Genomic DNA, 19,889 nt, shown 5'->3' with positions numbered 1-19,889 from the left:
TTAGGTCGAATCGCCATCCAGCTTTAGATTCTTGTTTGAGCATGATCTTTTCGGAAAACCGCTTCACCCTTTTCCGGATCATGCTCTAACCGCGCGAACAGCGCCAATCCCGTCACGAAAACACCACCAGCACCGCCATGCCGGCTTTGGCTTGCAGTGGCGGTGATGATGACGCTGATCACGCGCGGGCTGATCAAGCACATCACCTCACGCCTTCGCGCTTTGCCAACTCCGCCGCAATCCCTGTAGCATCGCCGCGAACTCCATTGGTCCCATCGCGCGCCGGACATCTGATGCTCGCTTTCATGACGACAAGGCGCAAGCTGCTCGCCTGCTTCGCGCTGCTGACGCTCTGCGTGACGACCGCCTCCGCGCCGGCGCAGCGCCGCAACGCCTATACGATACCTGCCGCCGAGAGCATCCATGCGGTCGCCGCCGAGCACGGCATGGTGGTGGCGCAGGAGAAGATCGCCGCACGGATCGGCGCTGACATCTTGAAGCGCGGAGGCAATGCCATCGACGCGGCGGTCGCGACTGGTTTTGCGCTTGCCGTGACCTATCCACGCGCGGGGAATATCGGCGGCGGCGGCTTCATGGTGATTCATCTTGCCGCGAGCAACGAGGACGTCGCGATCGACTATCGCGAGAGCGCGCCGAATGCGGCCACATCGGAGATGTTCTTGGGGCCGGACGGCAAACCCGATCCGGCCAAATCGCGCGATTCCGCGCTCGGCATCGGCGTCCCCGGCACGGTCGCGGGTCTCAGTCTGGCGCTGGACAAATACGGCTCCGGCAAATTTTCGCTGGCAGATCTGCTGCAGCCTGCGATCGCGTTGGCGCGAGACGGTATCATCGTCACCGATGACCTCGCCGACACGCTGCCGCAATGGTATCGGCGGCTTGCACGCTGGCCTTCGTCGACAAAGGTGTTTTCGCGGCCCGACGGGAGCTCGTTACGCGAGGGCGACAGGCTGATCCAGTCCGACCTCGCGGACACGCTGACCGCGATCGCGGCGCAGGGGCCGCGCGGATTTTATCGGGGGCCCGTCGCGGAGAGGCTTGCCAAGGCGGTGACCGACGCCGGCGGCCTGATGACGGCGGATGACCTGAAGTCGTATCAGGTCGTGATCCGCGCGCCGGTGCGCGGCAGCTATCGCGGCTACGACATCGTCTCGATGCCGCTGCCTTCCTCCGGCGGCACCGTGCTGCTGGAATCGCTCAACATCCTCGAGGGCTATCCGCTCGGCGAGATGAAGCAGGGGTCGGCGCCGTCGCTACATCTGATCATCGAGGCGATGAAGCGCGCCTATGCCGACCGCGCCCGCTATCTGGGCGATCCCGCCTTCGTCAAGGCGCCGCTCGCGACCTTGCTGGCGAAGGACTATGCCGCCAGCCAGCGCGCCAAGATCGACCTTGAGCGAGCCACGCCATCGGCCGAAATCGCCACCGCGAAAGCGCCACACGAAGGCAGCAACACCACGCACTTCTCCGTGGTCGACCAGTTCGGCAATGCCGTCTCCAATACCTACACGCTGAACTTCAGCTATGGCGTCGGTCTCGTCGCCGAAGGCACGGGCGTGCTGCTCAACAACGAGCTTGATGACTTCACCGCCGCGCCCGGAGCGCCGAACGCTTTCGGCCTCGTCGGCTTCGAACCGAACTTGCCCGGACCGGGCAAGCGGCCGCTGTCCTCGATGTCACCGACGATCGTGCTCAAGGACGGCAAGGTTTTGCTGGTGACGGGCTCGCCGGGGGGCAGCCGCATCATCTCCACGGTGCTGCAGGTGATCGTCAACGTGCTCGACTACAACATGGACGTGGCGGCTGCGGTCGCGGCGCCGCGGCTGCACCATCAATGGCTGCCGGACCAGGTTTCGATCGAGCCGGGATTTTCCGCGCAGGTGCTGGCCGCGCTCGCCGCCAAGGGACATACGATGGCGGAGTCGGCAGGCTACTCCTCCGCCAATTCCATACTCGTCACGCCGACCGGCCTGTTGGGCGCGCCGGATCTGCGCACCCGCGGTGCGGAAGCTGCGGGGCAATAAGCGCAGGCCGCGATATCAGCGCAAACGCTTCGCCTTTGTCGCGAGGCAAAACCGGTTTCCATTTTGCACTATCGCGGCCCTGCGGGTCCGGATCATGCGCTGGAGGCGCACGCCGATTGCGCGCCTGCGGCAGCGGAGTATAAGGCCGGCCAAATACGTGGGAAGAGGAAGCCCCCAATGACAACGGCCGACCCGTCGCCAAACGTCGAAACCGCCGCGATCGAAGATACCAGCCTGCTTGCGTTCTATCGCGACATGAATGTGGCGGAGCGCCGGACCTTCTGGGCCTGCGCGGCGGGCTGGGCGCTCGACGGCATGGACTTCATGATCTATCCGCTGGTGATCGGCACGATCATCACGCTGTGGAAGGTCGATGCCGGCTCCGCGGGCCTTGCCGGCACCGTGACCCTGCTCTCCTCCGCGATCGGCGGCTGGTTGGGCGGCTATCTCGCCGATCGCATCGGCCGCGTCAGGACCCTGCAATTCACGATCCTGTGGTTCTCGTTTTTCTCGCTGGTCTGCGCCATCGTGCAGAATTTCGACCAGCTCCTGATCGCGCGTGCGGTGCTCGGCCTGGGCTTTGGCGGCGAGTGGGCGGCGGGCGCGGTGCTGATGGGCGAAGCGATCCGCCCGCAATATCGCGGGCGCGCGGTCGGCTCGGTACAATCCGGCTGGGCGGTCGGCTGGGGATTGGCGGTGCTGGCGCAGGCCATCCTGTTTTCGCTGATGCCGGCGGAGATCGCGTGGCGCTGGATGTTCGCGGTCGGCGCCTTGCCCGCGCTTCTGGTGTTTTATCTGCGCCGCTACGTCACCGAGCCGGATATCGCGGCCGCCACCCGCGCCAGGCAGACGCAAGCGGGCACCCATCCGCCACTCTGGGAGATCTTCTCGGGTCCTGTTCTGAAAACCACCATCCTCGCCTCGCTGATGGCAACGGGAATGCAGGGCGGCTATTACGCCATCACCTTCTGGGTGCCGCGCTTTCTCACCACCGAGCGCAAGCTGTCGATCGTCTCATCCACCGGCTATCTCTCCGCGCTGATCATCGGCTCCTTCGTCGGTTATCTGGTCGGCGCCTGGCTCGCCGACCGGATCGGCCGGCGCAATCTGTTCCTGATCTTTTCGCTGGGTGCCATTGCCGTGGTGCTGCTTTACACGCAGTTGCCGCTCACCAACGAGGTGCTGTGGATCCTGGGCTTCCCGCTCGGCTTCTTCGCCTCGGGTTATTTCTCCGGCATGGGCGCCTTCCTCACCGAGCTCTACCCGACGCGGCTGCGCGGCTCCGGCCAGGGCTTTTGCTACAATTTCGGCCGCGGCATCGGCGCGCTGTTTCCCTATCTGGTCGGCGCGCTCTCGACCACGACGACGCTCGCCAATGCCATTGCGATCTTTGCGGTCGCAGCTTACGGCGTGTTCTTCCTTGCCGCGTTCGCGCTGCCGGAGACCCGCGGCCGGGTGCTGCACGCCGATGCGTGATTTGCAAATCTGAAGGTTATGCGCGTGTCATTCCGGGACGCTCGCGATAGCGAGCGAAGTGCGGAATCCAGACGTTGTGGCGCGAGATTCCGGGTTCGCGCTAACGTGCGCCCCGGAATGACGGTGCGTTACCGCCCCACCTGATACGGCCCACCTTTCTCCAGCGCGCGCTGATAGGCGGGGCGGGCGTGAATGCGCTCCAGAAATGCCATCGCCTTGGGATGGCCCTGCTCGAGCCCGCCGCGGGCGGCGGCCGCTTCCACCGGAAAGCTCATCTGGATGTCGGCCGCGGTAAACTCATTGCCCGCGAACCATTCGCTCTTGGACAGCTCTTCTTCCCAAAAGTCCATGTGCTGCTTGAGCTGCGGATTGACCAGCGTGGTCAACGCCTGGCTCGACACTTTGCGCACCAGGGGGCGCAGCAATGCCGGCGCGCGCCTGGGCATCAGCGTGAACAACAATTTCAGGAGCAGTGGCGGCATGGCCGAACCCTCGGCGTAATGCAGCCAATAGGCGTAGCGCAGCCGCTCCGGCGTCTTAGGCGGCGGAATCAGCCGTCCGTTGCCGTAGGTGTCGACGACGTATTCGATGATCGCGCCCGACTCGGCGATGGTGTTGCCGCCATCGGTGATGACGGGCGATTTGCCGAGCGGATGAACGGCACGCAGCTCCTTCGGGGCGCGCATATCTGGTTGCCGCTGATAGCGCACGATCTCGTAAGCGACGCCCAGTTCCTCGAGAAGCCACAGCACCCGCTGCGAGCGCGAATTGTTGAGATGATGAACGGTCAGCATGAATACCCCCAAAGGCCTTGCTTGCGCGCTGGCCTAACAAACCGGCGCGGCATTGACGATGCGGTGAAACGACGGGTGCGGTTTTTACCCGGGCGATATTGACATGGTTATTATACCCGGGTAAAAAGCGCGTCAGTTATCCAAGCTGAGGTTTTCCCCGTGTCCGGCCACTTTACCGCCTTTGAGGGCCAGCGACGGCTGACATCCGGCGCGCTGGCCGATGTCGCGCTCGCGGTCAAACGCGCCGAGCCGCAGGCGTCCGAGCCGATCGCAATCTTCAGCGACGAAACCGGCCGTCCCATCGACCTCGATCTGCGCGGCAGTGTCGATGAGGTGCTGGCGCGGCTTACGAAGGGCTCACCCGCCGGTTCCGCGCCGGAGACCGTCGCGGCCGGCGAGCCGCGCGGCCGCGGCCGGCCGAGACTGGGCGTGGTCGCCCGCGAGGTGACGCTGTTGCCGCGACATTGGGAATGGCTCAATGCGCAGCCGGGGGGCGCCTCGGTCGCTCTGCGCAAACTGGTCGAACAGGCCCGCCGCGCGGGCGGCGATGCGGATCGCCAGCGTGCGGCGCGCGACGCCGCCTATCACTTCATGTCAGCGATGGCTGGCAACCTGCCTGATTTCGAGGAAGCCGCGCGCGCGCTGTTTGCCGACGGCCGCCGGAGCTTCGTCGCGCTCATCGCCACCTGGCCGCCCGATATTCGCGACCACGTCATCAAGCTCGCCTACGCCGATCGCGCCGACCAGCTCGCACCCTAAGCGAAGAAGACAATCAACTCGCGAAGCCAATGCGGCGCGACACCGCGCCCGAGCCTGCTCAACAGGAAAAAGCCGTGCCGACGACCGTCAACTCGCTTCGAAAACCGTTTCTGATCTTCCTCGCGCCGATGATGCTGAGCAACATCATGCAAGCCTTGTTCGGCACGATCAACAACGTCTACCTCGGCCAGATGATCGGCGTCGACGCGCTCGCGGCCGTATCCGTCTTCTTCCCGGTGATGTTCCTCCTGGTCGCCTTCGTGGTAGGGCTGAGCTCGGGCGCCGGCGTCTTGATCGGCCAGGCCTGGGGTGCGGCCGAGCCGAGAAAGGTCAAGGCTGTCGCAGGCACCACATTGGCGGTCGCGCTGCTGCTGGCCGGCGTGATCGCCGTTCTCGGCGGACTGTTCAGCCGACAGCTCCTGGCCGCGCTCGCCACGCCGCCCGACATCCTCGGTGCGGCCAACACTTACGCGCGCATCATGATGATCACGATGCCGCTGACCTTCACCTTCATTCTGATCACCGCGATGATGCGCGGCGTCGGCGACACCATGACGCCGCTGCTTGCCTTGTCGGTCTCGACCGTGATCGGCCTTGCCGCGACACCGGCCCTGCTCCGCGGCTGGCTCGGCCTGCCCCGGCTCGGCATCGCCAGCGCCGCTTGGGCCTCCGCCATTTCGAGCTTTCTGACCCTGTTGTGGCTCCACGTCCATCTGCTCCGGCGCAAGCACCCGCTGGCATTCGACGGCGTGTTCTGGCGATCCATGCGGCTCGATCCGGCCTTGCTCCGGATTGTATTGCGACTGGGCATTCCCACCGCCATCGGCATGATCGTGATGTCGCTGGCGGAACTGGTGCTGCTCGGCCTCGTCAACAGCTTTGGCTCCAACGCCACGGCCGCCTATGGCGCGGTCAACCAGGTCATGAGCTATGTGCAATTTCCCGCGCTATCGATCGCGATCTCGGTCTCGATCTTCGGCGCACAGGCCATCGGCCGCGGTCATGCCGACCAGATGGGCGCGATCGTCCGCACGGGCCTGGAAATGAACATTGCCTTGACCGGTGGACTGGCCGCGATCGCCTATCTGTTCTCGCGCCTACTCATGAGCTTCTTCATCACCGACCCGGCGGTGCTGGAGCTCGCGCAGGGGCTGCTGCACATCGTGCTGTGGAGCACGGTGGCGTTTGGAATGTCGACGGTGTTTTCGGGGGCAATGCGCGCCAGCGGCACGGTGTGGATGCCGCTGCTGATCTCCATCCTCGCGATCAGCGCGATCGAGGTGCCCGCTGCGATCGTCCTCAGCCGCTTGATGGGCATCGAGGGAATCTGGATCGCTTATCCCATCACCTTCTGCGCCATGTTCGTGCTGCAGATGGGCTATTACCTACTGGTCTGGCGCAGACGGGCGATCGGGCGCCTGATCTGACCGACCCTGCTCCAATCACAATATGATGATCATCATGAAATGGCTGGACGCGGCAACGCGAACCGGCCAGATAGCCCCCGAAAGAGATGATGGCCAATGGCCCGCTGTTGCGCTATTTGCTTTCGAAACAACTAGGGATGCAACACAATGCGTGTTCTCGTGGTCGGTGCCGGAGCCATTGGCGGATATTTTGGCGGCAGGATGCTGCAGGCCGGCCAGGACATCACCTTCCTGGTGCGTCCGCGTCGCGCCGCGGAGCTGGCGTCCGCTGGCCTCGTGATCAAGAGCCCCAATGGGGACGTGACGCTGAAGAATCCGCCGACGGTGCAGGCGGACCGGCTCAACGAGACCTTCGACGTGGTGCTGTTGAGCTGCAAGGCCTACGACCTCGAGGACGCCATAATCTCGTTCGCGCCGGCTGTCGGGCCTCAGACCTCGATCATCCCGCTCCTGAACGGCATGCTGCATCTGGATATTCTGGACAGACGATTCGGCCGCGAGCGGGTGCTCGGCGGCCTCTGCGCCATCGCGGCGACGCTGAACGACAAGCGCGAGGTCGTGCAGCTTGCTCCGATGCAGTCGCTGATCTTCGGCGAGCGCGACGGCGGCTCGAGCGAGCGAGTGCGCGCAATCGCCGAGGTGGTCAAGAGCGGCAATTTCAGCGGCACGGCCAGCGAAAATATCCTGCAGGACATGTGGGAGAAATGGGTGTTCCTGGCCTCGCTTGCCGCCACCACCAGCCTGATGCGTGCCTCGCTCGGCAATATCCTGGCCGCACCCCGCGGCAAGGATTTCGTGCTTGGCATTTTCGATGAGTGCAAGGCCGTTGCCGCGGCGGAGGGTTATCCGCCCCGCGCGCCGTTTCTGGAACGCTCGCTCGCCATGCTGACGACGGAGGGCTCGCCGCTGACCGCATCGATGTTCCGCGACATCAAGGCCGGCCTGCCGGTGGAAGCCGATCACGTGATCGGCGACCTGATCGCGCGCGGCGAGGCCGCGAAGGTTCCGGTCCCGCGGCTGCACACCGCCTACACCCATCTGAAAGCCTACGAGCGCGAGCGGGCTTAAGCTTGGTGTAAGGCGCGGGGCGAGTTCCCCGGCCAAGCGCGCGGCTTGCGCGAAGATGTGACCTCCACTTGCATTTCGTGGTTGGCAATAGTGGAGACGTTCCGCTATTGCCGTGAATGACTCGCGCCTTACGGAACCGCCGTGCAGCCCTCGGACATCTTGGACGTTCCCCAGACAAGTTGGGACAAGCGAATTGCCGCCGATCTCACTGCCGAGATGGAGCGGCATCTGTCGGAGAAGGTGTCGACCATTCCGGAAATGCGCCGGATCCTTGCAGTCAGGGGCTATCGCGAACTGCGCGAAGCGGTGGAGCGGGAGATTGCCGGCAAAACGGGCGCTGACGCCCTGCGCGCCATGATGCTGGCGATGCGCCGCTACGCGCTGGAGCGGCCGGGCCTATCGGCGGCGACCTTCCGCACGCCCGAGATCGACACGCCGGAATGGCGCGCGGCCTACATGGAACTGGGCGCCGTCGTGCTCGGCGTCTTCGGCCAGCTCGGCGTGCGCGGCGAGCAGGCCATGCACGCGCTGCGCATCCTGCGAAGCCTGGTGCGCGGCTTCGTCCTGCATGAGATGGCCTCATCGTTTCTCGAGCCGCTCGGCCACGACCAGAGCTACGAACTGACCATCAAGGTGTTCACCGAGGGGCTTTCGGTGCTGCGCAAGTGAGCTCGGCGATGATGCGCCAGAGCAGTCCCCGAGTTGAGCGTATCGAAGGAAGGCGCACCCAATCTCCATTGTCATTGCGAGCACAAGCGAATCCAGACTTTCTCCGCGGATACCGCTGGATTGCTTCGTCGCTGTCGCTCCTCGCAATGACGGGCGTGGGCGCTCGTCCGGTCCTGCACCGGATCGGCGACTGCTTTAGCTGCCCGAGAAATGCGCGAGGTAATGCGCCAGCGCCTCGATCTCCTCTTGGCTTAGCGGATAGGCGACGTCGGCCATGGCCGCGACCCCGCCGCCGGATCGCTTGCCGGACTTGAAGTCCTGCAGCGCCTTGACGAGATATTCCTCGCGCTGACCGGCAATCCGCGCCACCGCCTTGGTGCCTGCGAAATTGTCGGCGTGGCAGGAGGCACAGCGCCGGCCGACCGCGGCCTGCGCGCCCTTCTTCGACAGATCCGGATTGTCGTCGGCCTGTGCCTTCGGCGGCGTCAGCGAGGCAAAATAGGCGCCGAGATTGCGGATATCCTCATTGTTGAGCTGCTCGACGATCGGCTGCATCTGCTCGTTCTTGCGTGCGCCGGAACGAAAAAACACGAGCTGCCACTGAATGAACTGATCGGGCTGGCCCGCGAGCGAGGGGATGTTTTCAGTCTCCGAAATGCCGTTCGCGCCGTGGCAGCCGGCGCAGATCTCAGCCTTCTCCTTGCCGGCCGCGATGTCGGCGGCCTCGGCTGACGAGGCGCCGATCATCGTGACAGCGAGCAAGCCCAGCAAGGCGTTTCGCATCGTGTTTTCTCCTTGTGTGCTTTTCGGAACGCGCGGGCGATCCGCAAAGCGCAATGTTTCTTAACGCGTGCGACGCGGCTTCGGCATCACAAGAGATCACAAAGAGAGAGGCTGCGGGGCGCCGTTTGGGGCAACCGCAGCCTCTCGTTCGTCAGGCTTTCCTATTTGCTGTAGCTGATGCGGTAGATCGCACCGGCCCAGTCATCGGAGACGAGGATCGAGCCGTCCTTGGCCAGGATGATATCGTCAGGCCGGCCGAGATAGCCCTGGTCGCCTTCGAGCCAGCCGGAGGCGAACACCTCCTGCTTGGCATTCTTGCCGTCGGGATCGGCGGTGACGCGAACGATCCGCGCGCCCTGGTATTTATGCCGGTTCCAGGAGCCGTGCTCGGCGATCAGGATCGAGTTCTTGTATTCGGCCGGGAATTGGCTGCCGGTGTAGAACTTCATGCCGAGCGGAGCCACATGCGCGCCCAGCTTGAGCACGGGCGGCGCGAACTCCGAGCACTTGTGACCCATCGCGAATTTCGGATCCGGCAGATCGCCCTGGTGGCAATAGGGATAGCCGAAATGCTCGCCGATCCTGGAGATCATGTTCAGCTTGTCGGAGGGCAGGTCGTCGCTGATCCAGTCGCGCGCGTTTTCCGTGAACCAGTATTTGCCGGTGCGCGGATCGACGTCGCCGCCGACGCTGTTGCGCACGCCGAGCGCCCAGATTTCCGCATTGCCGCTCGCCGGATCGACGCGGCGGATCTGTGAGACGCTGGTCGGGGGAATGCCGATGTTGAAGGGAGGGCCGAACGGAATGTAGAACCAGCCGTCCTTGTCGACCGCGATATATTTCCAGCCATGCGCGGCGTAGGAGGGCATGTCGTCATACACCACCTTGCCCTCGCCGAGATGATCGAGATTGGCCTCGGCATTCTCATATTTGATCAGCTTGTCGACCGCGATCACATAGAGCGCGCCATCCTTGAAGGCGACGCCGGTCGGCATGTTCAGGCCTTTGAGGACGGTCTTGACCTCGCGCTTTCCGCCATTGTCGGTGATCGCATAGACGTTGCCGAGCCCGAAGGAGCCGACGAACAGCGTGCCCTTGTCGCCCCAGGCCATTTGCCGCGCCGCCAGCACGCCGGGCGCCCAGACCTCGATCTTGAATCCGGGCGGCAGCTTGATCTTCTTGATCAGCGCCGCAAGCTCCGCCTCCGACGCGCCGGTCGGCGGACCTGACGGCGGCGCCAAGCCCTTCTGCGCTTCGGTCTCGTCGCCCAGAAACCAGTCGTCCGGCGGATGCGTCCAGAATTCCTTATTGCCGGATTCGTAGTGCTTCAGCCCCTGGCTCTGCTGCTGTTGTTGTTGCGCTCTGGCGAAACTCCCGCCAGCAATCAGGCCGATTGCTGCGAGCACAAGAGCGGTGCGGTGGAAAGCCGGCTTCATCACGTCACTCCCCTATGCGGCCTGGCGGCCGCGTCTGTCGTGTTTTTTGAGAACGTTCCGAGAAACGAACTTGGCGTCTGCCGTGTGATCAGACGCAAAAACCTTAGCACATCTAAGACGGCTGAGAAGCGCACACGAGATTGTGCGATCGAGGCGGCGAGAGTTGAGAAGATATTTCGCACTGCGGGCTCGCGCAGAGACTTTGGTTGCTGCGGCTCCGGCGCATTCGCCGTGCTCGAAGCCCATGCTGCATTGTTAGGCGACGCTGCGGCTCAGGAGGCAGGAATCAGGCGCCCCAAACGGACCGCCGTCAGACCGGCCCACAGGCGCTGCGACGGCATCAGCACAAAACAATCGTCATGCGGGGTGACGACGGGTTCGCCGCCGTCATAGCCGATCACGGTGCCGGCACGCGGAATGATTTCACCGCCGCGCAAGGGAAGCGCGAAGACGAACGCGTGCTTGATCGTCACCGGCATCGTGATCTCGATGAAGCGGCTTGGCCCATCGGGCAAGGAGACGGTCGGTGCCTCGAAAGTTTGGGGCGCCAACACTTGGGGCGTCAAGGCTTGGGGCGCCAATGCTTGGGGCATCATGTCCAGGCGTTGCAGCATGCGGATGCAGGCTGCGTAGGCAACCTCGCCGCTTGATGCCGCCCAATGCTGACCGCATTCGATCAAGAGCGCGGTCTTGGCCGAGTGAGGATCACCGAAGCCGCCGCAATCGCGCATGCGTGGCCCCTGCGCGTGGCCGCGGTCCACCACGACGAGATCGGCAAGTCCAACCTTGCGTGCGAGCTCGCGGCTGCGCTGATGCGGGCCGGCAAGCACCAGGGGTTCGTTCGGATGCTGGGTGGTGTGCAGGTCGAGCAGATAATCCGCCTGCTCGACAAACGGCCGCAACGCCACGGCCCGCGCGACGTCGGCGCTGCGCGGCGGCGCATCCAGAATATCCGGCGACCAGATCCGGTTCATGTCTTCTTCGACCCAGCGGCTGGCCCGGGGCGCGGAAGGATCGAAACGCGCGTAGGCATCGACATTCGCAAAAGCGAGGGTGAGGCGCCCGCGCGAGGGACTGACAGCTTGCGACAGCAAGCGATCGAGAGCCACGGCGCCGGCCGGTTCATTGCCATGAACCAGGGCCGTGATCAGAAGATGAGGACCCGGTTGCGCGCCTGCGAAACTGTGAACGAAGGGAACGCCCGTCGTGCCGTCGCGCCAGCGCGCGATGTCAGGTGGCGAAAACTCGACGGGATATTCGATGACGGGCTGAGCCTGGGCGCCGACATCGGTCACGATCGCACCCTGAAGGATCTGCGGACTTGAAGAAAATTGGAGCGGGCGATGGGGCTCGAACCCACGACCCCGACCTTGGCAAGGTCGTGCTCTACCACTGAGCTACACCCGCATCCTCTGTGCATTGGCGGCCGCCCGTGGGCGCCGGCAACGGCAGACCTATGCCAAATGCCGCCGGCGAATGCAATGCCCGCGAAAGGCCTGGAACCCGCAAAAGTGGGTTAGCTGGCGCCAAATCGGCCCGAAATCCCGATCGAGGGCGTCAAGTTCGCAGGTCAGATCGGCAGAACAGCGGAGTCGCATCCGGATGGACCCCGATTCGCCCGCTTTCGGGCAGGGACGCCGTCGGCCCGACCGACCTCCGATTTGAGCGGCAAGGTTCCGAGCCGATTGAAATTTGTCGCCAGACCGCCATCTAGCTGAACAGAACTTCTAAGACCACCACGCGGGCCGTGCTAGAAGGGCCCTTTCAGACAGCGGACGAGGATCCCGTGACCATAGTAGAGCAGGGCGGCGCGGCGGCCGCGCCCGATCTGATCAAGGAGACCACGACCCAGACATTCGTGAAGGACGTCATCGAGGAATCCAGGCGTCAGCCGGTGCTGATCGATTTCTGGGCCCCGTGGTGCGGTCCCTGTCGCCAGCTCACGCCGATCCTTGAAAAGGCGGTTCGCGCCGCCAAGGGCAGGGTCAAGCTGGTCAAGATGAACATCGACGAGCATCCGGCCATTCCCGGCCAGATGGGAATCCAGTCGATCCCGGCCGTGATCGCCTTTGTCGGCGGACAGCCGGCCGACGGTTTCATGGGCGCGCTCCCGGAAAGCCAGGTCAACGCCTTCATCGAGAAGCTGACGCGCGGCGTGCCTGCGGCAGGCGAGCCCGATCTTGCGGAGATCTTGAAAGAGGCGGACGCGGCTTTCGCGGAGGGCGATGTCGCCGCCTCCGCGCAAGTCTACGCCGAGGTGCTGGCGCATGATTCGACCAACATCCCGGCGCTCGCCGGCCTGGCGAAGTGCTATGTGGCGACCGGCGCGGTCGAAAAGGCCAAGCAGACGCTGGCCATGGTGCCGGATTCCAAGCGCAACGACGCCGCGGTGAAGGCGGTGCAGGCCGCGATCGATCTTGCCGAGCAGGCCTCCTCACTTGGCCCGGTCCACGAACTGGAACAGAAAGTCGCCGCAAATCCGTTGGATCATCAGGCGCGCTTCGATCTCGCCACCGCGCTCAACGCGGCGGGCAAGCGCGCCGAAGCCACCGACCAGTTGCTGGAGATCGTCAAGCGCGACCGCAAATGGAATGACGATGCCGCCCGCAAGCAGCTCGTGCAATTCTTCGAGGCCTGGGGCGGTGCCGACGAGGCCACGATTGAGGGACGCAAGCGTCTGTCGACGATCCTGTTTTCGTAAACCCTCAACCGCCGGGGCCGCGATGGATTCATTCAGCTAGCGCCCCTTCGTTCCCGAAGTTCGTATCAGGGGCGCTGCCAGGGTTGTGCGAACTTCGGAAAACGGGGACTTGATGCCGATCAACGCCGAATATCGCGGACCCGGCGATCTGCCTGAGGTGATTCCAGTGTTTCCGCTGGCTGGCGCGCTATTGTTGCCGCGCGGCCAGATGCCGCTGAACATCTTTGAACAACGCTACCTCGCGATGGTGGACGATGCCTTCCGCGATAGCCATCGGCTCATCGGCATGATCCAGCCCGATGTTACTCACTCGGCCAATGAAGAGCAGCCGGCGCTGTTTCGCATCGGCTGCGTCGGGCGCATCACCCAGCTCGCCGAAACCGGCGATGGCCGCTACATCCTCGAATTGACCGGCATCTCGCGGTTCAAGATCGTCGAAGAAATGCAAGTGCTGACGCCGTACCGGCAATGCAAGGTGGACTACTTCCCGTATCTCGACGATTTCACCGCCCGAAAGGGCGAGGAGGCGGTCGACCGCGATGCGCTGCTTGCCGTGCTGGCGGATTTCCTGAAGGCGAACGATCTCAGCGTCGATTGGGAGGGCATCGAGAGTGCGCCCAACGAGGCGCTGGTCAATGCGCTGGCGATGATGTCGCCGTATGGAGCCGCCGAAAAGCAGGCGATGCTGGAAGCGCCCGACTTGAAGACCCGCGCCGAGATCCTGATCGCGGTCACCCAGATCGATCTGGCCAAGAAGCGCACCAGCGGCGACCCGCCGCTGCAGTAGTTGCAGCCTGCGGATTAGGGACCGCCCATGTTGCCCCGTCATCCTGAGGCGCGAGCGTAAGCGTGAGGCGATCACCTCGCCGCAACGGCGGGGCGGGCGCGCTGTGGTGCCGTCATCAGCATCAGCAGACCCGTGACCGCGATCACGGCCAGATACACCCAGACCTGCATTTCGGTCGGCTGGTCGGTGTAGCCGATCAGCGTGTGTAAGGCGCGTCCGGGAATGCTCTGGTCCGACAGCAGCCAGCCCGAGTCCCACACGACCGTGTTCAGCGAGGTGAGCCAGTTCGCGCGCTCCAGGAAGGCAATCGCCTGCGCCGCCATGCCGGCTGCGAGCAGGGTGATCAGCACCGTCGTGGTCCCGAACAATGCCCGCGGCGGGATGCGCACCAGGCCCAAATAGGTGAGCAGGCAAACGCCTGCGCCGAGCACCAGGCCGAGGCAGCCGCCAAGCGTGAGCGTCAAGGCGGAGCTGCCGTCGGACGCCGCCACGCCATACAGAAACAGCGCGACCTCGCTGCCCTCGCGCAGCACGGCGACGCCAACCACGACGGAGAGCGCCAACAGCGACTTGCTGCCTTCGGCGACCGCTCTTCCGATCGCGCGCATTTCGCCCGCGATCTCCCTGCCGTGCCGCGCCATCCAGACATTGTGCCAGGTCAGCATCACCACGGCGATCCCGAGGATCGCCGCGTTGAAGACCTCTTGCCCCATGCCTTCGAAGAGCTGCGACAACACACCGGCGAAGGCCGCGACCAGGCACGCGGCCACGACGCCCGCCAGCACGCCGCCGCCAATCCAGCGGCCGCGATGCGGCACCGAAGCTGTGACCGCAAGCACGATGCCGACGATGAGGCCGGCCTCGAACACCTCACGGAACACGATGATCAGCGCAGCCAGCACCTTGGCTTCCTATTGCACATTCAGCGCGCCGCGCGCTTTTTCGTTGAAGTCGTCATAGAACTCATAGCGCCCCGGCTTGAGCGCCCGCACATTGATGATGCCTTCGCTTTTCGCGGCGACCACTTTCTCCACCCGCAGTGATTTGCTTTCGAACTCCATTGCCTTTCCGTCGAGATTCTTGAGGCGGAACACCACGGGTCGGTCCGCCGGCGCGCGAACCTCGCTCGGCTGGAAGGCGCCGTTGGCATAGGTGAGCTGAACCTCCACCGCCTGCTCCGCACGTGTCGGTGCCGCGGACAGCAGCGCCAGCGCGCAGGCGCCGGCAAGGCTCAGGCGTATCGGTATCGGCTTGGCGTGCGACATTATCGACCCTTCAATGCGAGTAAGATCAGAATTCCCAGGCGAATTTCAGGCGCGCCCGATGGCGCTGAAATTCGGACAGGTTGAGCGCCAGCGAATTGCCGGCCTCGCGGCCCCAGACCTGGCTGTTCCAGGCCGCGACCATGAACATTTTCGGCGTGAACTGCACGTAGAGCGTCGGCCCCAGCATCACGGCATCCCCGGTGAAGGCCGACAGGGTCGGGCTATCATAATGGCGCAGATACCAGACCTCGCCGCCCACCAGCACATTGGGAACGATACGAAACGAGAGCGCTGCCGAGCCGCCGAGGGTTGCTTCGCGAACGGTATCGCCCGCGGCCGTCCATGTCACCTCCGGCTCGTACAGGAGATCGAACCCCGCATAGAGGCGGTTGCGCAGGAGTTCGAGATCGGCATTGACGGTGGTCTCGAACTCGTAATTGTGCACGTGCTCGCCGCTGGTCTCGTCGATCAGGCGCACATTCGGCTCGAAAGCGAGCGTCACCGAGAGCGGGTTGTCGGAGGTGCGCTCGAGCGCGAGATAGCGGAACTCGGCGAAGCCGCCGGCGAAGGAGGCAGCATTGCGGTTGTCGAGATCGGTCACGCCGCCGATGTTGTGGGTCGAGCCGAGCGCCCCGAATTCGATCTGCACGAACTGGGAGGGCGTGAATTCGTATTCATATTTGGTCTCGGTGGCCGTGTAATGACCGTCGCGCTTGCCGAACCGGCCGATACTGTCGACGGTGAATTCCCTCTCGCCCTCGATGCCGATGCCCGAGCCCGTGGTGAAGCCGAAGATGTATTTGGTCTCGATCTCGAGCCAGTCGTTCGCGTCGTCGGCGCGCGCGATGCCGCCGAGACAGAGCAGCGCAAGGGCAACGTGGATTGCCAGGATGGCATGCCGTTCAACTTCGATCGCTCTGCGCATGCCAATGATTCCGTCGCTTGCCCCGTTTCGACGGCATCAGCTAAAGGCTTGCGGCACCTGCGGCCAAAAAGACTCGTTCTAAACTGGAACGATTCTAAGTCTTTCTCTCAAATCGCCGCACCCTGACACCACACGCGGCGTCTGCCCGGCGGCCTCAGTAACCCGCAAGCGCGAGCGCCACCACGGCGCTCATGGCGATCCAGCCGACATGCCTGCCTCTCAACGCCCAGGCATTGCCCAGCGCGGCAAAGGCGTACACGACCGCGGAAGTCGCGACGATCCAGTGCCGCGCCTGGTCCGATTCCATCCATGACGCAGCAATCAGCAGCACACCGCCGCCGACCCAGGCGACGGTGCCGGCTTGCCATACCGCGCGGATCAGGGTGCGCGCCCGCTTTGGCTCGATGGTGGCGCGGGCGAACACCTTGGTCTCACCGAGCACGCCATGGATGAGGGCCGCCGCGATCGCGAGCAGCCCCGAAGATTGCAGCAGGAGATCACGCATCGACGTCTCCGCTTCCGTACAGTAGTGTATGGTGTATGCGCCTCGCCCTGGCGCCTGTCAATACAGCAGTGTATGGTCCGGGACATCATGGCTGATCAACTTTCCGCCACCGACTGGCTCGAGGCGGGCCTCAAGGCGCTCGCGGCAAACGGTTTCCCGGCGCTGAAAGCCGAGCCGCTGGCGAAGGCGTTGGGCGTATCACGCGGCAGCTTTTACTGGCACTTCGCCGATTTGAACGCCTATCACGCCGCGGTGCTGGATCATTGGCGGGAAGTGGCCGCCGAGCGGGTCATCGCCGACCTCGAGGCAGGCGAGGCGGACGAAAGTCCGCTGTCACGTTTGCTGCGGCGAAGCTTCTCGGGTCGGCTGATGCTGGAAAAGGCGGTGCGGAGCTGGGCGACCTTCGATTCCCGAGCTCGCGCCGCCGTGCAGGCGATTGATCGGCGGCGGCTGGACTACGTGGAAAGTCTGCTACGCGGAGCGGGATTGCCGGCCGAGACTGCGCAGGCGCGGGCGCAAATTCTCTATTGGGCTTTCGTCGGCTATGCGCTGTCCGACAAGCCGCTGCCGAGAGCCAAGCAAGACGCCGTGCTGCATGAGCTGATAGGGATGGGCTCGACAGGGATGGCCTTGGCACAGGCCAACGACATGCAAGGCACGGCTATGCTAAAAGCGAATCGCTAGCTGGAGCACGCCAATGACCCCGCCGGAACGTCCCGAAAACACCGTCGATCCCAAACTGCTTGAAATCCTGGTGTGCCCGGTGACCAAGGGGCCCCTGGAATACGACGCGGCGAAGCAGGAGCTGATCTCCCGTTCGGCCAAGCTCGCCTATCCCATACGCGACGGCATTCCGATCATGCTGCCGGAAGAGGCGCGGAAGATCGAGTAGGCGATCCATGCGCGCCGTTCTGGCCGCGATCGGCCTTCTGCTTTCCGCGCTCACCGCGGCGGCGTCGGCCGAAGAGAGCAAGATCACCGTAGGCGCCATCGACGCCGTGTTGACGACGCCTGCAGGCGTCGAGCGGCCACCGGTCGCGCTGTTGATCGCGGGCTCCGGGTCCACCGATCATGACGGCAACGGGCCGCAGATGAAGCCGGCGACGCTGAAGAAACTGTCCGAGCAACTGGTCGCACGCAATATCGCGACGCTCCGCTATGACAAGCGCGGAGCCGGGGCATGGAAGCCCGAGTTCGGCAAGCCGGAGGATTTTCGCTTCAAGGATTATGTGGAGGATGCGGCGGCGCTCGTGAACTATCTCCGCAGCAGCGGCAAGTTCTCGCGCATTGTGCTGGTTGGACACAGTGAAGGCGGTCTGGTCGCCATCCTGGCAGCGCAAAAGCAGCCCATCGACCGCCTGGTATTGCTCGCGACCGCCGCGCGAAAGCAGGGTGATCTGCTCAAGGCGCAGCTCGAGAAGAAGCTTCCGCCTGAGACGTATGGGCCGATCGCAAAAGCGATCGACGCGATCATGGCCGGCCAGATCGTCGATCCCTCGCCGCCGGGCCTTTCCATCCCACCCGCTTTGCAGCCAGGCATTGCCTCGGCCTTCACGGAAGATCCCATCGCGCCGCTGAAGAAGGTGCAGGCACCGATGCTGATCGTCGGAGGCGGCCGCGACCGCCAGGTGGCCCGGCTCGACTTCTTGGCGTTGAGCACGGCCGCCTCGACAGCGAAGACCTTGTGGGTGCCGGAGATGAATCACGTGCTGGTCGACGTCGGCAACGACGCCGACGATCTCGCCGCCTACAATCAGCCGGAGCGGCCGCTCGATGCCGCGATGATCGAGGAGGTCGCCGCGTTCATCTCGGACGCCGGCGTGCGTTAATCTGGGATGTCATTCCGGGGCGCTCGCGAAACGCGAGCGAACCCGGAATCCAGTCTAGAGCTTGTGGCGCGAGATTCCGGGTTCGATGCTGCCGCATCGCCCCGGAATGACAGTTGGCGCTGAGCTACAACGCCTCGCCCCTCAGCAGCCGCGGCACTTCGCCGGTGAGCCCCGCCGCCTGACGGATGAACAGGTTTTTCAAGGGCGGCGCGCGATCGACGAAGCCGAGCCCGATGTCGCGCACTGTGCGCAGCAGGGTCGATTTGTTCGAGAACAGGAAGTTGAGCGAGTTGGTGGCGACGCCCATCGCCATGGTGTCGAAACGCCGCCAGCGCTGATAGCGTTCGAGCACGTCGGCCTGGCCGATATCGATGCCGAGCCGGGCCGCATCGACCACGACTTCGGCCAAGGCCGCGACGTCCTTCAGGCCCATGTTGAGCCCTTGCCCCGCGATCGGGTGAATCACGTGAGCGGCGTCGCCGATCAGCGCCAGGCGTTCGGCGATGAAGGAACGCGCGACGAAATAGGACAGGGGGAAGGCACGCGGCTTGTCCAGCGGCTTGATTTCGCCGAGATGCAGGCCGAACCGCCGCTCGAGCTCCTGCATAAACGCGGCGTCATCGAGGGCAACGATACGGGCAGCCTCGGTGCGTTTCTCGGTCCAGACCAGGGAGGAGCGCTTGCCTTTGAGCGGCAGGATCGCAAACGGACCGGCTGGCAGGAAGTGTTCTTCAGCCCGCCCGCCATGATCGCGTTCATGGCCGACGGTCACGACGATGCCGGATTGATCGTAATCCCAACCATGGGTGGGAATGCCGGCACGCTCGCGCAATTTCGAGCGGGCGCCGTCGGCGCCGACCAAAAGGCTCGCCGCGACGGTGCTGCCGTCGGCCAGTTGCACATCGATGCCGTCACTGCGCGCGTCGTAGTCGGTGACGGCGGTCGCCCTGAGCTCGACGCCGTTTTCCTCGGCACGCTTGACCAGCGCGTCGATCAAATAGCGGTTCTCGATCATGTGGGCGAACGGCTCGCCCGGCTCGACATGACCGGCAAAGGTCAGGAACACCGGCCGCGTCGCATCGTGCAGCTTGGAGTCCGTGATCACCATGTCGAGGATCGGCTGCGCCTCGGCGGCGACGTCCTCCCAGACCCCGATGGTGGCGAACAGCCTCCGGCAGGCGGCAACGATGGCCGTGGCGCGGGGATCCCGGCTCGGCCGGGACGCCAGCGCGGGGTCTGCCACAATGACGGGGATATCGGCGCCCAGGCCCTGACGTAAGCCGAGCGCCAGCGCCAATCCCGCAAATGCGCCGCCGCCGATGACAATACTCGCCTGTGCCGACATGAACTCACCGCCTCCCGCCCTTGCTACCGGATTATAGCTGGGCGAAACAGATGGGCGAAACAAGGGCCCGAATAT

The 19,889-nt window shown here is 64.3% G+C and carries 21 protein-coding genes and 1 tRNA gene; 11 read left to right on the top strand and 11 right to left on the bottom strand.

Features of this window, described 5'->3' with window-relative positions:
* Positions 1 to 23 precede the first annotated feature (23 nt).
* Positions 24 to 197 (bottom strand): hypothetical protein, encoded by a 174-nt coding sequence (locus P6U23_RS01170; protein WP_407177808.1) that lies wholly within the window; start codon positions 195 to 197, stop codon positions 24 to 26.
* A gap of 96 nt (positions 198 to 293) precedes the next feature.
* Here P6U23_RS01170 and ggt point away from each other — a divergent pair, with 96 nt between their 5' ends.
* Complete coding sequence (gene ggt / locus P6U23_RS01165) at positions 294 to 2,045, top strand: gamma-glutamyltransferase (protein WP_407177807.1); 1,752 nt, start codon at positions 294 to 296, stop codon at positions 2,043 to 2,045.
* Positions 2,046 to 2,222: 177 nt separating this feature from the next.
* Positions 2,223 to 3,521, top strand: a complete 1,299-nt coding sequence (locus P6U23_RS01160) for an MFS transporter (RefSeq protein ID WP_407177806.1) — start codon at positions 2,223 to 2,225, stop codon at positions 3,519 to 3,521.
* A 128-nt stretch (positions 3,522 to 3,649) separates the two neighbouring features.
* On the opposite strand, the gene P6U23_RS01155 is transcribed toward P6U23_RS01160, so the two are convergent.
* Positions 3,650 to 4,315 carry a glutathione S-transferase family protein gene (locus P6U23_RS01155; RefSeq protein WP_407177805.1) on the bottom strand — a complete coding sequence of 222 codons (666 nt, stop codon included), beginning with the start codon at positions 4,313 to 4,315 and terminating at the stop codon, positions 3,650 to 3,652.
* A gap of 159 nt (positions 4,316 to 4,474) precedes the next feature.
* Here P6U23_RS01155 and P6U23_RS01150 point away from each other — a divergent pair, with 159 nt between their 5' ends.
* The 4 genes from P6U23_RS01150 to P6U23_RS01135 all read left to right on the top strand — a co-directional run bounded on the left by P6U23_RS01150 (position 4,475) and on the right by P6U23_RS01135 (position 8,238).
* Positions 4,475 to 5,074, top strand: a complete 600-nt coding sequence (locus tag P6U23_RS01150; RefSeq protein ID WP_407177804.1) for a DUF2239 family protein — start codon at positions 4,475 to 4,477, stop codon at positions 5,072 to 5,074.
* Positions 5,075 to 5,202: 128 nt separating this feature from the next.
* Entirely contained in the window at positions 5,203 to 6,501 is a 1,299-nt protein-coding gene (locus P6U23_RS01145) for an MATE family efflux transporter (protein WP_407181741.1), read from the top strand.
* A 147-nt stretch (positions 6,502 to 6,648) separates the two neighbouring features.
* On the top strand, positions 6,649 to 7,569 hold the full coding sequence (panE, locus tag P6U23_RS01140) for a 2-dehydropantoate 2-reductase (RefSeq protein WP_407177803.1): 921 nt from the start codon (positions 6,649 to 6,651) through the stop codon (positions 7,567 to 7,569).
* A 216-nt stretch (positions 7,570 to 7,785) separates the two neighbouring features.
* Positions 7,786 to 8,238: a TetR-like C-terminal domain-containing protein gene (locus P6U23_RS01135; protein ID WP_407177802.1), complete on the top strand. Its 453-nt coding sequence runs from the start codon at positions 7,786 to 7,788 to the stop codon at positions 8,236 to 8,238.
* Between the two features lie 195 nt (positions 8,239 to 8,433).
* Here the strand turns inward: P6U23_RS01135 and P6U23_RS01130 are convergent, their stop codons facing one another.
* The 4 genes from P6U23_RS01130 to P6U23_RS01115 form a co-directional block, all read right to left on the bottom strand.
* A complete protein-coding gene (locus tag P6U23_RS01130; protein ID WP_407177801.1) occupies positions 8,434 to 9,021 on the bottom strand; it encodes a c-type cytochrome in 588 nt (195 codons plus the stop codon).
* Positions 9,022 to 9,182: 161 nt separating this feature from the next.
* Positions 9,183 to 10,457, bottom strand: coding sequence for a PQQ-dependent sugar dehydrogenase (locus P6U23_RS01125; RefSeq protein ID WP_407177800.1), 1,275 nt, complete (start codon positions 10,455 to 10,457; stop codon positions 9,183 to 9,185).
* Positions 10,458 to 10,729: 272 nt separating this feature from the next.
* Positions 10,730 to 11,752, bottom strand: a complete 1,023-nt coding sequence (locus P6U23_RS01120; RefSeq protein WP_407177799.1) for a succinylglutamate desuccinylase/aspartoacylase family protein — start codon at positions 11,750 to 11,752, stop codon at positions 10,730 to 10,732.
* A gap of 37 nt (positions 11,753 to 11,789) precedes the next feature.
* A tRNA-Gly gene (locus P6U23_RS01115) sits at positions 11,790 to 11,864 on the bottom strand.
* Positions 11,865 to 12,243: 379 nt separating this feature from the next.
* Here P6U23_RS01115 and trxA point away from each other — a divergent pair.
* Positions 12,244 to 13,158 carry a thioredoxin gene (trxA, locus tag P6U23_RS01110; RefSeq protein WP_407177798.1) on the top strand — a complete coding sequence of 305 codons (915 nt, stop codon included), beginning with the start codon at positions 12,244 to 12,246 and terminating at the stop codon, positions 13,156 to 13,158.
* 112 nt (positions 13,159 to 13,270) lie between these two features.
* The gene (locus P6U23_RS01105) at positions 13,271 to 13,945 is read left to right on the top strand and encodes an LON peptidase substrate-binding domain-containing protein (RefSeq protein WP_407181740.1); all 675 of its coding nucleotides are present in this window, start codon (positions 13,271 to 13,273) and stop codon (positions 13,943 to 13,945) included.
* Positions 13,946 to 14,016: 71 nt separating this feature from the next.
* Here P6U23_RS01105 and P6U23_RS01100 read toward each other — a convergent pair whose 3' ends face one another.
* The 4 genes from P6U23_RS01100 to P6U23_RS01085 all read right to left on the bottom strand — a co-directional run bounded on the left by P6U23_RS01100 (position 14,017) and on the right by P6U23_RS01085 (position 16,640).
* Positions 14,017 to 14,847, bottom strand: coding sequence for an FTR1 family protein (locus P6U23_RS01100; protein WP_407177797.1), 831 nt, complete (start codon positions 14,845 to 14,847; stop codon positions 14,017 to 14,019).
* Between the two features lie 9 nt (positions 14,848 to 14,856).
* Positions 14,857 to 15,210 carry a cupredoxin domain-containing protein gene (locus P6U23_RS01095; RefSeq protein WP_407177796.1) on the bottom strand — a complete coding sequence of 118 codons (354 nt, stop codon included), beginning with the start codon at positions 15,208 to 15,210 and terminating at the stop codon, positions 14,857 to 14,859.
* Between the two features lie 25 nt (positions 15,211 to 15,235).
* On the bottom strand, positions 15,236 to 16,135 hold the full coding sequence (locus P6U23_RS01090; protein ID WP_407177795.1) for a hypothetical protein: 900 nt from the start codon (positions 16,133 to 16,135) through the stop codon (positions 15,236 to 15,238).
* Positions 16,136 to 16,289: 154 nt separating this feature from the next.
* The gene (locus P6U23_RS01085; protein WP_407177794.1) at positions 16,290 to 16,640 is read right to left on the bottom strand and encodes a hypothetical protein; all 351 of its coding nucleotides are present in this window, start codon (positions 16,638 to 16,640) and stop codon (positions 16,290 to 16,292) included.
* 87 nt (positions 16,641 to 16,727) lie between these two features.
* On the opposite strand from P6U23_RS01085, the gene P6U23_RS01080 reads away from it, so the two are divergent.
* Genes P6U23_RS01080 through P6U23_RS01070 form a run of 3 tightly spaced genes read left to right on the top strand, consistent with a single transcriptional unit; the run spans position 16,728 to position 18,469 of the window.
* On the top strand, positions 16,728 to 17,324 hold the full coding sequence (locus P6U23_RS01080) for a TetR/AcrR family transcriptional regulator (protein ID WP_407181739.1): 597 nt from the start codon (positions 16,728 to 16,730) through the stop codon (positions 17,322 to 17,324).
* A gap of 13 nt (positions 17,325 to 17,337) precedes the next feature.
* Positions 17,338 to 17,532, top strand: a complete 195-nt coding sequence (locus P6U23_RS01075) for a Trm112 family protein (RefSeq protein WP_024512972.1) — start codon at positions 17,338 to 17,340, stop codon at positions 17,530 to 17,532.
* A gap of 7 nt (positions 17,533 to 17,539) precedes the next feature.
* Positions 17,540 to 18,469, top strand: a complete 930-nt coding sequence (locus tag P6U23_RS01070) for an alpha/beta hydrolase (protein ID WP_407177793.1) — start codon at positions 17,540 to 17,542, stop codon at positions 18,467 to 18,469.
* Positions 18,470 to 18,593: 124 nt separating this feature from the next.
* Here P6U23_RS01070 and P6U23_RS01065 read toward each other — a convergent pair whose 3' ends face one another.
* The gene (locus P6U23_RS01065) at positions 18,594 to 19,814 is read right to left on the bottom strand and encodes a ubiquinone biosynthesis hydroxylase (protein ID WP_407177792.1); all 1,221 of its coding nucleotides are present in this window, start codon (positions 19,812 to 19,814) and stop codon (positions 18,594 to 18,596) included.
* Between the last annotated feature and the right edge of the window lie 75 nt (positions 19,815 to 19,889).

It is taken from the genome of Bradyrhizobium sp. STM 3562 (genome assembly GCF_045571435.1).
Classification (GTDB): Bacteria; Pseudomonadota; Alphaproteobacteria; order Rhizobiales; family Xanthobacteraceae; genus Bradyrhizobium.
Note: the sequence above shows the minus strand (reverse complement) of the source record. Positions and strands in the feature narration are given on the sequence as shown.